Annotated in this window: 15 protein-coding genes; 11 read left to right on the top strand and 4 right to left on the bottom strand. The window is 36.2% G+C overall.

Translation table 11 applies throughout. From position 1 onward, the window contains the following. The first annotated feature begins 43 nt into the window (after positions 1-43). The 5 genes from SBO79_RS01890 (at position 44) to SBO79_RS01870 (ending at position 4,514) form a co-directional block, all read left to right on the top strand. Positions 44-286, top strand: a complete 243-nt coding sequence (locus SBO79_RS01890) for a NifU family protein (RefSeq protein ID WP_318641348.1) — start codon at positions 44-46, stop codon at positions 284-286. A 44-nt stretch (positions 287-330) separates the two neighbouring features. Continuing rightward, positions 331-1,524: an outer membrane beta-barrel protein gene (locus SBO79_RS01885; protein WP_318641347.1), complete on the top strand. Its 1,194-nt coding sequence runs from the start codon at positions 331-333 to the stop codon at positions 1,522-1,524. 275 nt (positions 1,525-1,799) lie between these two features. Then, positions 1,800-2,999 (top strand): porin family protein, encoded by a 1,200-nt coding sequence (locus SBO79_RS01880; protein ID WP_318641346.1) that lies wholly within the window; start codon positions 1,800-1,802, stop codon positions 2,997-2,999. A 98-nt stretch (positions 3,000-3,097) separates the two neighbouring features. Continuing rightward, positions 3,098-4,150: an NAD(P)/FAD-dependent oxidoreductase gene (locus SBO79_RS01875; RefSeq protein WP_318641345.1), complete on the top strand. Its 1,053-nt coding sequence runs from the start codon at positions 3,098-3,100 to the stop codon at positions 4,148-4,150. Between the two features lie 31 nt (positions 4,151-4,181). Continuing rightward, positions 4,182-4,514 carry a 2Fe-2S iron-sulfur cluster-binding family protein gene (locus tag SBO79_RS01870; protein ID WP_318641344.1) on the top strand — a complete coding sequence of 111 codons (333 nt, stop codon included), beginning with the start codon at positions 4,182-4,184 and terminating at the stop codon, positions 4,512-4,514. A 985-nt stretch (positions 4,515-5,499) separates the two neighbouring features. Here the strand turns inward: SBO79_RS01870 and SBO79_RS01865 are convergent. After that, positions 5,500-6,678: an acyl-CoA dehydrogenase family protein gene (locus tag SBO79_RS01865; RefSeq protein ID WP_318641343.1), complete on the bottom strand. Its 1,179-nt coding sequence runs from the start codon at positions 6,676-6,678 to the stop codon at positions 5,500-5,502. A 418-nt stretch (positions 6,679-7,096) separates the two neighbouring features. Here SBO79_RS01865 and SBO79_RS01860 point away from each other — a divergent pair, with 418 nt between their 5' ends. From SBO79_RS01860 to SBO79_RS01840, 5 genes are all read left to right on the top strand, one after another. Beyond that, complete coding sequence (locus tag SBO79_RS01860) at positions 7,097-7,324, top strand: addiction module component CHP02574 family protein (RefSeq protein WP_318641342.1); 228 nt, start codon at positions 7,097-7,099, stop codon at positions 7,322-7,324. Further along, positions 7,321-7,623: a type II toxin-antitoxin system RelE/ParE family toxin gene (locus tag SBO79_RS01855; RefSeq protein ID WP_318641341.1), complete on the top strand. Its 303-nt coding sequence runs from the start codon at positions 7,321-7,323 to the stop codon at positions 7,621-7,623. Before SBO79_RS01860 ends, SBO79_RS01855 begins: the two co-directional genes overlap by 4 nt. A 377-nt stretch (positions 7,624-8,000) precedes the next feature. Then, positions 8,001-8,423 (top strand): glycosyltransferase family 2 protein, encoded by a 423-nt coding sequence (locus SBO79_RS01850; RefSeq protein WP_318641340.1) that lies wholly within the window; start codon positions 8,001-8,003, stop codon positions 8,421-8,423. A 17-nt stretch (positions 8,424-8,440) separates the two neighbouring features. Next, the gene (locus tag SBO79_RS01845) at positions 8,441-8,737 is read left to right on the top strand and encodes a glycosyltransferase family protein (RefSeq protein ID WP_318641339.1); all 297 of its coding nucleotides are present in this window, start codon (positions 8,441-8,443) and stop codon (positions 8,735-8,737) included. Positions 8,738-8,739: 2 nt separating this feature from the next. Next, entirely contained in the window at positions 8,740-9,879 is a 1,140-nt protein-coding gene (locus SBO79_RS01840; RefSeq protein ID WP_318641338.1) for a hypothetical protein, read from the top strand. 256 nt (positions 9,880-10,135) lie between these two features. Here the strand turns inward: SBO79_RS01840 and SBO79_RS01835 are convergent, their stop codons facing one another. The 3 genes from SBO79_RS01835 to SBO79_RS01825 form a co-directional block, all read right to left on the bottom strand. Beyond that, positions 10,136-10,849, bottom strand: a complete 714-nt coding sequence (locus SBO79_RS01835; protein WP_318641337.1) for a tRNA1(Val) (adenine(37)-N6)-methyltransferase — start codon at positions 10,847-10,849, stop codon at positions 10,136-10,138. Positions 10,850-11,017: 168 nt separating this feature from the next. Then, a complete protein-coding gene (rimM, locus tag SBO79_RS01830) occupies positions 11,018-11,542 on the bottom strand; it encodes a ribosome maturation factor RimM (protein WP_318641336.1) in 525 nt (174 codons plus the stop codon). A gap of 14 nt (positions 11,543-11,556) precedes the next feature. After that, positions 11,557-12,096: a 30S ribosomal protein S16 gene (locus tag SBO79_RS01825; RefSeq protein ID WP_318641335.1), complete on the bottom strand. Its 540-nt coding sequence runs from the start codon at positions 12,094-12,096 to the stop codon at positions 11,557-11,559. A 201-nt stretch (positions 12,097-12,297) separates the two neighbouring features. On the opposite strand from SBO79_RS01825, the gene SBO79_RS01820 reads away from it, so the two are divergent. Continuing rightward, positions 12,298-12,783, top strand: coding sequence for a DUF6252 domain-containing protein (locus SBO79_RS01820; RefSeq protein WP_318641334.1), 486 nt, complete (start codon positions 12,298-12,300; stop codon positions 12,781-12,783). The last annotated feature ends 122 nt before the right edge of the window (positions 12,784-12,905 follow it).

Here is a 12,905-nt window from a genome sequence, read left to right as displayed (position 1 = left end):
TCAATAAAGAATCAGCGTCGCGCTATTCTTATATTTTACTATTATGACAACAGACGAATTAACAATTGAGGTACAACGCGCATTAGAGGAAATCAGACCATTTCTAAAATCAGATGGAGGCGATATTAAGCTTATTGGTATTACTGACGACAGACATGTTACAGTCCAGTTGCAGGGTGCTTGTGTAGGTTGCACCGTCAATCAGATGACGCTGAGAGCGGGAGTAGAAACGACTATTAAAAAGTTTGCTCCACAAATTGAAACTGTAACAAATATTGGTTTGTAGTTCTTTTAAAAGCCTAAAAATATCCACTTTAATAACTCCTGCCTATGAAAAATATTTACAATATTTTATTGCTGTTCTTTCTTGTAGTGTCTAATTCACTTGTTGCTCAAATTACATTCAAACCAGCCTTTTATGTAGATAATTCGGGGACTAAAATAGATTGTCTTATCAAAGACGTAGATTGGAAATCCAACCCAACCACTTTTGAATTCAAACTATCCGAGAATGAGATTGTGCAAGTTGCGGTTATTGATAATGTTCGGGAATTTCAAGTTGGCGAAGGCGTCAAGTATACTCGAAAGACGGTTGAGATAGATCGTTGGGATAAATTTTCTCCTCCTACAGTGCAAAAGGGGCCTATCTTTAAAACTGAAACATTGTTTCTTAGAACTTTAGTGGAAGGTGCTGCAACATTATATTCCTATTCTGAAAATAGTTTTAATACATACTTTTATAGCATTGACGGCAAAAACCCACAGCAATTGATTCAAAAACAATATGTTATCAATGATGGTGTTAAAGATATTGTCTACAAAAATGACCTTTACAAGAAGCAATTAGAATCGGAGTTGCTGGGCGATAAAGTAAAGGCTTCAAAAATTAACAATCTTTCCTATTTTAGATCAGAGTTGATAGATGTTTTTCAAAAGTATAATGGTGATAATGGTCAGACGGAGATGGCTTCGGCACTTAAGACAAAAATTCATATTACACCTAGAATCGGTTTGAGTAGTAATCAAGTCGACGTGCGTCACCTCGTCTATCAAAATTACGCTTACGACTTTGGAGCGAAAACAAATTTTCGAGTTGGGGTAGAGTTTGAGAGTTTATTACCATTTAATAGAGGTAAATGGGCAATTGCATTAGAGCCTGCTTATACATCATATAAAGGTGATGGGGATGGGTCCGACTATACCGATGATATTGATTATCAAGCATTAGAATTGCACTTGGTGGCGAGACATTATATGTTCCTTAAAAGTAATTCGAAATTATTTTTGAACGCGGGTTTCTTATATAGTAAAGATTTAAATAATGCTGTTTACGCTCCATCTGGACGACCAACATCCGTAGATATTGATTTAGGTTTCCAAATTGTTTTAGGGGCGGGCTACAAGTATAAAAAAATTAGTGCAGAATTTAGATATATTGGAAACCAATCAATGATAATTAATCACAGTACTTGGAATGCTAATTATACTTCCTACTCCTTCATTTTAGGTTATACTATTTTCTAAATTTAATCACAACTTTTTTAATTTGAGATAGTTTATTTATTGTAACAAGAAAATAAATAATCTCCACGTTAAATTGATTATTTCCGATACGAAAAAGTGCCAATAGCATTTTATTGCCCATTGCCTCAGGAGTGAGTGTAGAAATTGTTTACAATATAAAGGATTATGTAGCGCTATTTACTATTTCAGATTTAGGTAGATGGCAATAACCTTTTTTCAAACTTATAATAAGAAAAATTACTAATAATTGACCCAATACTAATCGACAGTTACCAATGAAAAAAATTTCTGGAATTCTACTATTTATTATCATGGTTTGCTCTAATTCAATGTTAGGACAAATTACCTTCAAACCAGCTTATTTCATCGATAATTCAGGAAGTAAAGTTTCTTGTCTAATAAAAGATGTGGAGTGGAAATCAAATCCGACCAATTTTGAATATAAATTAACAGAGGATTCTACTGTACAAATTGCCACTATTGATAACGTACAAGAATTTCAAATAGAAGATTTTTCTAAGTATATCCGTAAAACCGTTGAGCTTGATCGTTGGGATGTTTTTTCTCCTGTTACAGAGCAAAGAGAATCGGTTTATAAAACAGAAACATTATTGCTTAAAGAAATTGTAAAGGGAGCTGCAAATCTATATGGTTATGCGGATGGATCATTTACAACTTATTTTTACGAAGTAAATCAAGCCCCAATTAAGCAATTGGTTCGTAAGAATTATTATGTTACAGATGCAATTGGAAACAGAAAGAAGTATTCCAATAATATGTTTAAACGTCAATTGTACTCAGATTTAAAATGTGACGATATAACTGAGAATAGAGCTAAAAATGTAAATTACTTCGAGGGTGATTTTGTGCGATTTTTTAAAAAATACAATGCTTGCATGGGCGACACCGTGGACGTTGCGGAGTCAGGTGAAACCAAATTTCATCTTGGCATTAGGGCAGGTGTTGTGCAAAATTCTTTTTCTATAGACCATAATAGTGATGCGCGATTTAGCTACGATTACGGCGATAATACTCAACTTAGAGTAGGGCTTGAAGCCGAAGTAATTTTGCCATTTAATAGAAATAAGTGGTCCATTCTTTTTGAGCCAGTGTACGCTGCCTTTAAAGGTGAAGGAGATCAAACTATGTTTACAGGTACTGTAGATTATAAAGCAATTGAGTTTCAAATGGGAATTCGGCACTATATGTTTCTTAAATCAGAATCAAAAATATTTGTAAATGGAGGTTTAGTTTACGCAATCAAAATAAATGATAAAAATTATTATATAGAGCAAAACGTATACCCGATTCTATTCAAACCTCAAGTTCAATTGATGGTGGGTGCAGGTTACAAATATAAAAAGATAAGTGCAGAAGTTCGGTATTTAGGTCCGCAACGGTTATTAGCAGACAGTACATTGTGGAACTCTAAATTTACTTCTTTGGCTTTTGTTCTTGGATATCAAATTTTTTAAGACTCGTTAATGATGTGATAAATGTCATAGATACCACAGAGTAGAAAGGCGACCTTTGCGAATGAAAACAAGTTGAAACTTTTCGAAAATATTAAACCATGATTGAAACAGATATATTAATTATTGGTGCGGGTCCCACAGGACTTTTTACCGTTTTTGAAGCAGGATTATTAAAACTTAAATGCCATATTATTGATGCTCTTCCACAACCGGGAGGGCAGCTAACCGAATTATATCCAAAGAAGCCTATTTTTGATATTCCGGGTTATCCCGAAGTATTAGCGGGTGATCTTGTAGATAATTTGATGGAGCAAATCAAACAGTTTCAGCCCGGATTTACCTTGGGCGAGACTGCCGAAACTATCGACAAACAAGAAGATGGAACTTTTATAGTTACCACTAATAAAGGAACAAAACACCACGCTTCTGCCATTGCAATTGCCGGTGGTCTTGGAAGTTTTGAACCTCGCAAACCAATTATTGAAGATCTTGAATTCTACGAGAAAAAAGGTATCAAATACTTCATCAAAAATCCGGAGAAATTCAGAGATAAGAAAGTTGTAATTGCAGGAGGTGGAGATTCGGCATTGGATTGGAGTATTTTCCTTTCGGATATCGCTTCCGAAGTTACCTTAGTACACAGGCGTAATGAATTTAGAGGAGCTTTAGATTCTGTGGATAAAGTACAGGAATTAAAAAATCAGGGTAAAATTAAATTAATTACTCCAGGAGAAGTGGTTGGGCTGCACGGAGATGAGCATTTAAATGCAGTAACAATTCAGGAAGGAGCATCTAGCCGAACAATAGATTGCGATTATTTGATTCCATTATTTGGGCTTTCGCCAAAATTAGGAGCAATCGCAAACTGGGGGTTGGAAATAGAGAAGAATGCTATCAAAGTAAATAACGCTTTAGATTATCAGACAAATATTCCGGGAATTTACGCTATTGGCGATGTCAATACGTATCCGGGAAAATTGAAGTTGATTCTCTGTGGTTTCCACGAAGCGACTTTGATGTGTCAGAGTGTGTATCAAATGTTGAATCCAGGTAAAAAGTATGTGCTTAAATACACTACTGTTGCTGGAATTGATGGTTTTGATGGAACTCGAAAAGAAGCTGAGAAAGCAGTTGTAAAAGCAATTGAGTGAGCTTTTATTCTAAATTATAAAAACTTTGATTATGTCACAAGACGTAAAGATTACCATAATAGATAGAGATGGAGTTTCGCATACAGTTGATGCGCCGACCGATATGAATATGAACGTAATGGAACTAGTTCGAATGTACGAGCTTGCTCCCGAAGGCACAATTGGCACTTGTGGCGGGATGGCGATGTGTGCTTCTTGTCAATGTTATGTTATCAATGACGTTCCACTACCTGAGCGCAATGATGACGAAGAAGCGATGCTGTCTGAGGCTTTTAACGTAAAAGAAAATAGTCGTCTTGGCTGTCAGATTAATTTGACTCAAGAGATTGATGGACTTTGTGTGGAATTGGCGCCAGAATCATAAGATTTTAGCTGTCAGCTATCAGCTTTTAGCTTTAGTTGCTGAGGTTACAATTGAATAATTATATAATAAAAAAGCTCCGAGATTCGGAGCTTTTTTTGTGAATGGATTTCTTGTCACCGTACCTTACTCGCTCCAACTACCCGCAAACTTGTAATCCTATCCCGATTGCTATCTGGAGAAGACCCGAGCGAAGCGAACAGGCGAAGCAAATCACATAATCAGAATTTTGCAAATCGAGTCGACGTTGACATAGATGTTCATATTTACAAAAAATATTACAATAATTGCGAAACCTATATTATGTGATTTCTCCTTCGTCGAAATGACAAGTTTTGAGAGTAGAGTAAGTTGACGCTAAAGGTCCTCGCCATTCCCAACCATTTATTTGTCATTTCGAGCAGAGCGAGACCCGAGCAAAGCGAACAGGCGAAGCAAATCACATAATCAGAATTTTGCAAATCGAGGCGACGTTGACATAGATGTTCATATTTACAAAAAGTATTACAATAATTGCGAAATCTATATTATGTGATTTCTCCTACGTCGAAATGACAAGTTTGAGAATAGGCTAGTGTTGCTATAGATTACAGCCAAGTATTTTAGCAACCAAATTACTAATGAGACTCAATTTTATTTCTACAAAGACTCCAGTTTCTTGCTACGCAAATCATGATGGCCATTGATTTCCCAATAAACCACCTCACACCAACCTCACCACAAATTTGCGAGAGGGATAGCAGTGGACCCGAGCAAAGCGAACAGGCGAAGCGAATCCTTTCTTGTGGCTTTGCGGAGCAAAAGCTACAAGAAAGATTGGGAACGAATAGCCCGACCTGAGCCACATTCAACATGACTTTTTGCACAAATCGTTCTGGCGAAAGGTCTCGCCCAAATAAAAAACATCAAGCAGAAACGCCCAATTTCTTAAAAACAAAAAAGCCTCCTTTTCAGGAAGCTTTCTGTAAAATATATTGTAATAAAAATACTATTTAAAAGCTGGAATTCCAGTGATATCCATTCCTGTAATAAGCAAGTGAATGTCGTGAGTACCTTCGTATGTGATTACTGATTCAAGGTTCATCATGTGACGCATAATCGAATATTCGCCTGTAATTCCCATTCCACCTAGGATTTGTCTCGCTTCTCTAGCAATATTAATCGCCATATCCACATTGTTACGTTTTGCCATCGAAATCTGAGCTGTAGTAGCTTTTCCTTCATTGCGCAAAACTCCTAAACGCCAGGTAAGTAACTGCGCTTTTGTAATTTCGGTAATCATTTCAGCAAGTTTTTTCTGCTGCAATTGAGTGCCAGCAATCGGTTTGCCAAACTGTACACGCTCTTTTGCATAACGCAAAGCCGTGTCATAGCAGTCCATGGCAGCACCAATAGCGCCCCAAGCAATACCGTAACGTGCAGAATCAAGACAGCCAAGTGGCGCGCCAAGACCCGATTTATTAGGAAGTAAATTCTCTTTTGGAACTTTTACATTATCAAAAATAAGCTCGCCCGTAGCAGATGCACGAAGCGACCATTTGTTGTGCGTTTCTGGAGTCGAAAATCCTTCCATTCCGCGCTCTACAACAAGACCGTGAATACGACCACTTTCGTCCTTTGCCCAAACAACGGCAATATCCGCAAATGGAGCATTCGAAATCCACATCTTGGCACCATTCAAAAGATAATGGTCGCCCATATCTTTAAAATTTGTCACCATACTGCCTGGATCAGATCCATGATCAGGCTCGGTAAGTCCAAAACATCCTATAAATTCGCCAGAAGCAAGTTTAGGAAGATATTTCATACGCTGCTCTTCGTTTCCGTATTTCCAAATTGGGTACATCACAAGAGAAGATTGCACAGAAGCAGTCGATCTAACGCCAGAATCTCCACGCTCTATTTCCTGCATAATAAGTCCGTACGAAATTTGATCTAATCCTGCACCACCATATTCTTCCGGAATATATGGGCCAAAAGCACCAATATCTGCAAGACCTTTGATAATTTGTTTAGGAAATTCAGCTTTTTGAGCATAATCCTCAATAATTGGCGAAACTTCACGCTTTACCCATTCGCGGGCTGCATCACGCACTAATTTATGTTCTTCGGTCAATAATTCATCAAGATTGTAATAATCCGGAGCTTGAAATAAATCTGGTCTCATAGGTTGGTATATTAATGGGTGCAAAAGTACGTATTCTATTGATTGCAATCAAATTCGAAATAGTAATTATAAGATTTTTCAGGAGCTATTCGCGCTATTCTCTGCAATTCCTCGTGACAGCACTTTTTTTCCAGTAGCGAAAAAGGATCCCGATTGCTATCGGGACTAAGGTCGCTCTTTTTCGCTAGGAAAAAATAGCGCTGCTGCCTGCGGGATTTGCTTCGCCAGTTCGCTTCGCTCGGGTACGCTACTATCACGGCTAGGGGAGTGGTGTTGAAGAAGATGGTGAGAAGTTAGATCAAATTGAAGTAGTTGCGGAGATTGAATTAAGAATGTTTTGTTTTTTCTATAAATTTCAAAATCGTATATTTACTTTAGATTCAAGAAAATAGGTGATGTTTTCCTCAAATATATAATTATGAAGACACAAATTATTAAAGATGACAACGGAAGACCAACAGGCGTATTTATTCCAATAGAGCAGTGGGAACGTCTAAAAAGTATGTATCCAAATATTGAAAAAGAAGAAGATGATCTGCCTCAGTGGCAAAAAGATCTTTTGGATGAGAGATTGACAGACATAAATAATCCTGACAAAATTGAGGCTATTGAAGAGTTTTATAAAGCATTAGATGCTGAAATATGAGTTTCGATCTAGTAAATCATAAGGAAGTTAAAAATGATATTTATGAAATAAAGCATTTTTACAAAAGTAAGTTGATTGGACTGGAAAAGCGATTCGTTTCAGAGGTGAAAAAGACAACCGCATTTATTGCGCAAAACCCTTTGTTGTTTCAGAAAAAATATAAAAGCGTGCGAATGGCATTGACCGATGTATTTCCTTACGGAATATACTATCACCTAAATGAAAGTAAAAAAGTCATTACTATTCTTGGAATCTTTCACACGGTTAGGAATCCAAATCAATGGAGGGAAAGAATTTAGTTTTATTTATTTAAATTGATTGTTTGCTTATACAACTTTGTTGTCCATTATCATCTATAATTACAAACCTTCTCATTTCAACATCTTATTCTGATTATCTAAAATTAATATTATATTATTCATGTGCAATGGGAATAAATTCAATTTACTCCTTTTGAGTTGTATTACTTACTATCAATGATCTTATTATGTTAATACAGCAGCATTTCAAACTATACTACTAGGACTTTCACTTTATCTTTTCTCAAATTTATCCCACTCAACAAATTTAACAAAACATTTTCATCCCAACCTTTAATTCACGTTATTGCGTACTTTATATTTTGCCGTAAAACCTTATTCCAAGAACTAATTATAAAATCCATTTTTCCAATATAATGATTGACAATAAAAAGATTATTGTGGTTTTGCCTGCTTATAAAGCCGAAAAAACATTAGTACAGACTTACAACGAAATACCTTTCGAAATCGTAGACGATGTGATTCTAGTCGATGATAATAGTCCCGACAACACCATCAATGTCGGCAGACATATTGGAATCAAACACATTATCAAACACGAAAATAATCTAGGTTACGGCGGAAATCAAAAAACCTGCTACAACAAAGCCTTGGAATTAGGTGCCGACATCGTGATTATGCTGCATCCAGATTACCAATACACCCCCAAGTTGATTCATTCTATGAGCTATCTAATTGCAAGTGATTTGTATCCTGTAGTGATTGGATCTAGGATTTTAGGGGGGGGGTTATTAGAGGCGGAATGCCGCGGTATAAATACATCGCAAATCGCTTCTTGACATTCTTCCAGAACGTGATGATGAATCAGAAATTATCCGAATATCACACAGGTTACAGAGCTTACAACAGAGAAGTTTTGGAAAGTATCAATTACAATTCAAACTCTGACGATTTTATATTTGACAATCAATTTCTAGCTCAAATTTTTTTTAAAGGATACGAAATCGCCGAAATTACCTGCCCGACAAAATATTTTGATGACGCTTCATCGATAAATTTTAAGCGAAGTGTGCAATATGGTTTGGGAGTGATGAAAGTCTCAATTAAATATTTCCTTGCAAAAACTGGAATAATCAAATCAAAGTTATTCTAAGAATGAAAATTTCAGGCGCAGACAAAATCAAAAGCAACATTTCACTTTCGTTATTTTTGTTTATCAATCTGATTTTCTCGATCAAATATCTCAGTAGAGTTACGGATTTCGCAGTACCTATTTCGGTGTTAATTACAAGCTTTTATTTTCTGATCTTCAGATATCAAGACAAACTTAAAAGCTTTGGAAAACGGCTAAAATTTGTCAACATTATAGGATTTATTGTCTTATTTATCACATCTTATTTTATCTTCCAAAAAGTTCCAGTCGAAACCTTAAATGTCGACAGATGGAGCGTGATTACATCGTTTTGGGATAATTACTTCGCTGGCGAATATGTTTATTTTGCACTCTCGCACATGAACAATTATCCCGGACCAATGCCGTTTTATTATGTCGTTGCCTTGCCTTTTTACCTTCTTGGAGAATTGGGGTATCTGTCGATTATCGGACTTTTGGCATTTATTCTGTTGCTAAAAGTTCTCAATAAACCTTTGCCAACACAAACTGCTTACTTTATTATTATCGCGACTTCCCCATTTTTGCTATGGGAAATTGTGGGCCGAAGCAACATCTTTTTCAATAGTACACTCATCTTAATTTCGATCGTTTATTTCTTCAAAACCATCGAAAAAAAGAACTTATTATGGAACGGAATTATCATCGGATTGCTGCTTTCCACACGTAACGTCTACGCAATTCCGTATGTGGTTGTGTTTTTATTTGCACTCAAAAATCGAGATATTAGCATAAAAAACACCATAATAATCGGAATAATAGCAGTGCTAACTTTCGCGGCAACTTTCCTGCCTTTTGTCATCGGGCACTTCGACGATTTCCTAAAAATGAATCCATTCATCATTCAGTCGTCCTATTTAATGCCTTTCGAATTCAGTTTTGCTTGCATTATTTTGAGTTTTCTAAGCTATTTTATAGTCAAAAATCGTCAAGATGTATACTTTTATAGCGCCATAATTTTGTTCATAACCATCGCATTACATTTCGTTTGGATGTCAATGCAACATAGCTTGTACGACGCGTTTTACAATAGTAAAGCAGACATTTCCTATTTTATTTTATGCGTTTCATTCCTGCTTTTCCACATAATAAGTTTGCAGAGTTCAAGCAGAATTAACCTTTAAATCCTACTTTTTTGGGCGCATCCTCGCCAGAAATTGTATCTTAAATTAGAAGTTTTCGGTGGCTCGGGGCGGGCTGTCCTCTATATCTTTGCTGCCAAAAATAATGGTTTAAAAATTTACTATTTTTTTGGCAGCAAAGGATGCCGCTCCCATCCCTTGCGCAAAATCGCGTTAAGAATCATCATCTCGTTGAAATAGAAATTCTATCTCTGTAAGAGATGGCGGATGAAAATATGGATTTATGAATTTTGAAAGATTACATCTTCAAATAGAAATCTTTGGTCAGCTCTTTATATTCTTCAGTATAATTATGACGTGAAATTTCGATAATCAGTTCGTCAATCGTAGGATTAGAATTTTCATCTCGAGAAAAAGCCATCAAACTTCTTTTGATTTCGGTTTCAGGAGTTCCTTTTACGTGAGTAATTTTTTGAGGATATAATTCGAAATCTTTGGCGATTTTGATAAATTTCTCTTCTTCTTTGAAAGGAATGATAACAGAGAGAATTCCATTTTCTGAAAGTAATAAGTCTGCTGCTTCAACAAGTTCTTCAAAAGGCAAAGAATCTTGAAAACGTGCAGTGTTTCTACTTTCGTCTGGAGTTTTATAATCCTCGGAGTAGAAAGGAGGATTGCAAACAATAAGATCGTATTCATCTTCTGGATCTTCAATCAGTTCGTCCAAACCTGCGTGGTAGCAGAATAACCTTTCCGTCCAAGGCGATTGATCAAAATTTTCTACACATTGCAAATAAGCATTGTCGTCAATTTCAATTGCGTCAATTTGTTCGGCATTACTGCGTTGTGCTAGCATCAATGCAATAAGTCCTGTTCCGGCGCCAATATCAAGAATGCTATATATAGGAGAAGTGATTGGTGCCCAAGCGCCAAGTAAGACACCGTCTGTTCCGACCTTCATCGCGGTTTTGTCTTGATTGATACTGAATTGCTTGAACTGGAAAGTGCTCATATTTAAAAATGATTGTTGAAGATAGCAAAAGTGCCCTAGCCGGATTACCTACGGTCCGTTCGCTACGCTCGGGTGTAGTGGAAATCCTTGTTTGTGTGCTTGCGGAGCACAAGCATACAAGCAAGATTGTAGCGGATAGCGCGATTAGCTCCAAAAAAAATGCTCTATCTAAAGATACATTTCAATCAGACCTTCGGGCAAATCCATTAATACTTTTTTGTTGGGACGATCTATTTTGACCAAAAACTGGTCGATCATTGGAATCAATAGTTGCACCGCGCCGTTTTCAACTTCAAAAAGCGGTTGCGCCGTAGTGTCATTTATAGATACAATCTTGCCGAAAACCCCTAAGCGCTTGTCTTCAATTTCGAAACCTATAACCTCGTGAAAATAAAACTTATTACCTGAAAGCTTTGGTAGCATTGAGATTGGGAGGTAGATTGGGCAGTTTATAATTGAATCTGCATCTTCCTCGGTATTCATATCTTCAAAGCGGATTCGGAGAAAATCGTTTTTGTGCAATGAAGAACTTACAATAAAAAATGGAACCAGATTTTTGTTGAATTCAACAAAAACTGATTCCAAGTTTTCATATAACTCGGGTTCGTCTGTATCCAAATAGGCCAGAACTTCACCTTTGAAACTAAATTTTTTAGCGATCTTACCTAAGTAGAAACAATCTTCTTTACGCATAACCGCCAGTATAATTAAGCTTGAGTTTCTTCATTGTTTTCTTCAGAAGCTTCTTCGGTAGTTTCTGAATTAGCAGCTTCTGAAGCAGCGATTGCATCGTCATTAGCTTTTTTAGTAGCAGCGATACGATCAGCGTTTACTTTTTTCTCAGCTTCGATAGCTTTTGCTTTAGCATCTGCTTTTCCAGTTGAAAGACCTTCTTTTTTAGCTTCAACTTTACCAGATTTAGCATCTAGCCATTCAGCCAATTTAGTGTCTGCTTGTTCTTGAGTCAAGGCTCCTTTACGGATGCCTCCATCAAGGTGGTGCTTAAGTAAAGCTCCTTTGTAAGATAGAATTGCTCTTGCAGTATCTGTAGGTTGAGCTCCGTTGTGAAGCCATTGTACAGCACTTTCAATGTTCAATTCGATCGTTGCAGGATTTGTGTTTGGATTGTAGCTACCAATTTTCTCTAGGTACTTACCATCTCTTTTTGCACGTGCATCTGCTGCAACAACCCAGTAAAAAGGCTTTCCTTTTTTTCCGTGTCTCTGTAATCTAATTTTTACTGACATAATCTTTTGATTAAATTTTGAGGTACTCGACCTCTGTTAATTAAGGGTGCAAAGATACTTTTTTATTTCAATTTTATTATTTTTATCTTTAAATATTTTTCGTAGTGCGATTATATACAATTTTTCGATTTAAATAGTTTTGCTTATTATAGCTTTTTTGCTGTAAAATAGTATTTTTGTCTTCTTAATACGATTTAGATTATGAAAAAAATAGCTGCCCTTTTTGCTCTTGTACTTACGATGAGCGCTTGTACTGATGAAATTACCCGAAATAATCCTGGATTTGAAGGACTAAAAAATGGTGACAGTTGGCGTGCTGCAGATGTGACAGCAGTTCGATCTGCCAATGGAACTGTCGTGCTAACAGGTTTAACACAATATGAAAGTCTAGTACTTAAAACGAGTTCTGCTCTTCCGTCCACCTATACTTTAGGAACTGGAATTGCAAACCAAGCAAGTTTTCTTATCAATCAAAATACCCAAGAAATATCTTACCAAACCGGAATTAACAAAGGTGAAGGTCAAATTATAATTACCGAATTTGACGATGTTAATCAGACGATTACAGGATCATTTGAATTTAAAGCTCCAAAACTTGGACCGACACTTCCAACGGATTTAGAGCCTGCTGAGCTGCATTTTCAAAAAGGTATTTTCTATAAAATCCCCGTAGAGCCATCGTTGTAATTACAGAAATTTGAAAGAATAAATAAAATTACAATTATTAACTACTATGCTGAATAATAATAATTCATGATTTAGTTAGGAAAGTTGAAAAAATATTTTATATTTGTTGTAATTATTATAAA

This window comes from Flavobacterium ardleyense (assembly GCF_033547075.1).
GTDB classification, from domain to species: Bacteria; Bacteroidota; Bacteroidia; order Flavobacteriales; family Flavobacteriaceae; genus Flavobacterium; species Flavobacterium ardleyense_A.
The sequence above is the reverse complement of the archived record's forward strand: the minus strand, read 5'-3'. Positions and strand labels throughout refer to the sequence as shown.

Excerpts from the sequence above, each read along its gene's own strand:
- SBO79_RS01890 (WP_318641348.1), top strand. The coding sequence starts at position 44 with ATGACAACAGACGAATTAACAATTGAGGTACAACGCGCATTAGAGGAA.
- SBO79_RS01885 (WP_318641347.1), top strand. The coding sequence starts at position 331 with ATGAAAAATATTTACAATATTTTATTGCTGTTCTTTCTTGTAGTGTCT.
- SBO79_RS01880 (WP_318641346.1), top strand. The coding sequence starts at position 1,800 with ATGAAAAAAATTTCTGGAATTCTACTATTTATTATCATGGTTTGCTCT.
- SBO79_RS01875 (WP_318641345.1), top strand. The coding sequence starts at position 3,098 with ATGATTGAAACAGATATATTAATTATTGGTGCGGGTCCCACAGGACTT.
- SBO79_RS01870 (WP_318641344.1), top strand. The coding sequence starts at position 4,182 with ATGTCACAAGACGTAAAGATTACCATAATAGATAGAGATGGAGTTTCG.
- SBO79_RS01865 (WP_318641343.1), bottom strand. The coding sequence starts at position 6,678 with ATGAGACCAGATTTATTTCAAGCTCCGGATTATTACAATCTTGATGAA.
- SBO79_RS01860 (WP_318641342.1), top strand. The coding sequence starts at position 7,097 with ATGAAGACACAAATTATTAAAGATGACAACGGAAGACCAACAGGCGTA.
- SBO79_RS01855 (WP_318641341.1), top strand. The coding sequence starts at position 7,321 with ATGAGTTTCGATCTAGTAAATCATAAGGAAGTTAAAAATGATATTTAT.
- SBO79_RS01850 (WP_318641340.1), top strand. The coding sequence starts at position 8,001 with ATGATTGACAATAAAAAGATTATTGTGGTTTTGCCTGCTTATAAAGCC.
- SBO79_RS01845 (WP_318641339.1), top strand. The coding sequence starts at position 8,441 with ATGATGAATCAGAAATTATCCGAATATCACACAGGTTACAGAGCTTAC.
- SBO79_RS01840 (WP_318641338.1), top strand. The coding sequence starts at position 8,740 with ATGAAAATTTCAGGCGCAGACAAAATCAAAAGCAACATTTCACTTTCG.
- SBO79_RS01835 (WP_318641337.1), bottom strand. The coding sequence starts at position 10,849 with ATGAGCACTTTCCAGTTCAAGCAATTCAGTATCAATCAAGACAAAACC.
- rimM (WP_318641336.1), bottom strand. The coding sequence starts at position 11,542 with ATGCGTAAAGAAGATTGTTTCTACTTAGGTAAGATCGCTAAAAAATTT.
- SBO79_RS01825 (WP_318641335.1), bottom strand. The coding sequence starts at position 12,096 with ATGTCAGTAAAAATTAGATTACAGAGACACGGAAAAAAAGGAAAGCCT.
- SBO79_RS01820 (WP_318641334.1), top strand. The coding sequence starts at position 12,298 with ATGAAAAAAATAGCTGCCCTTTTTGCTCTTGTACTTACGATGAGCGCT.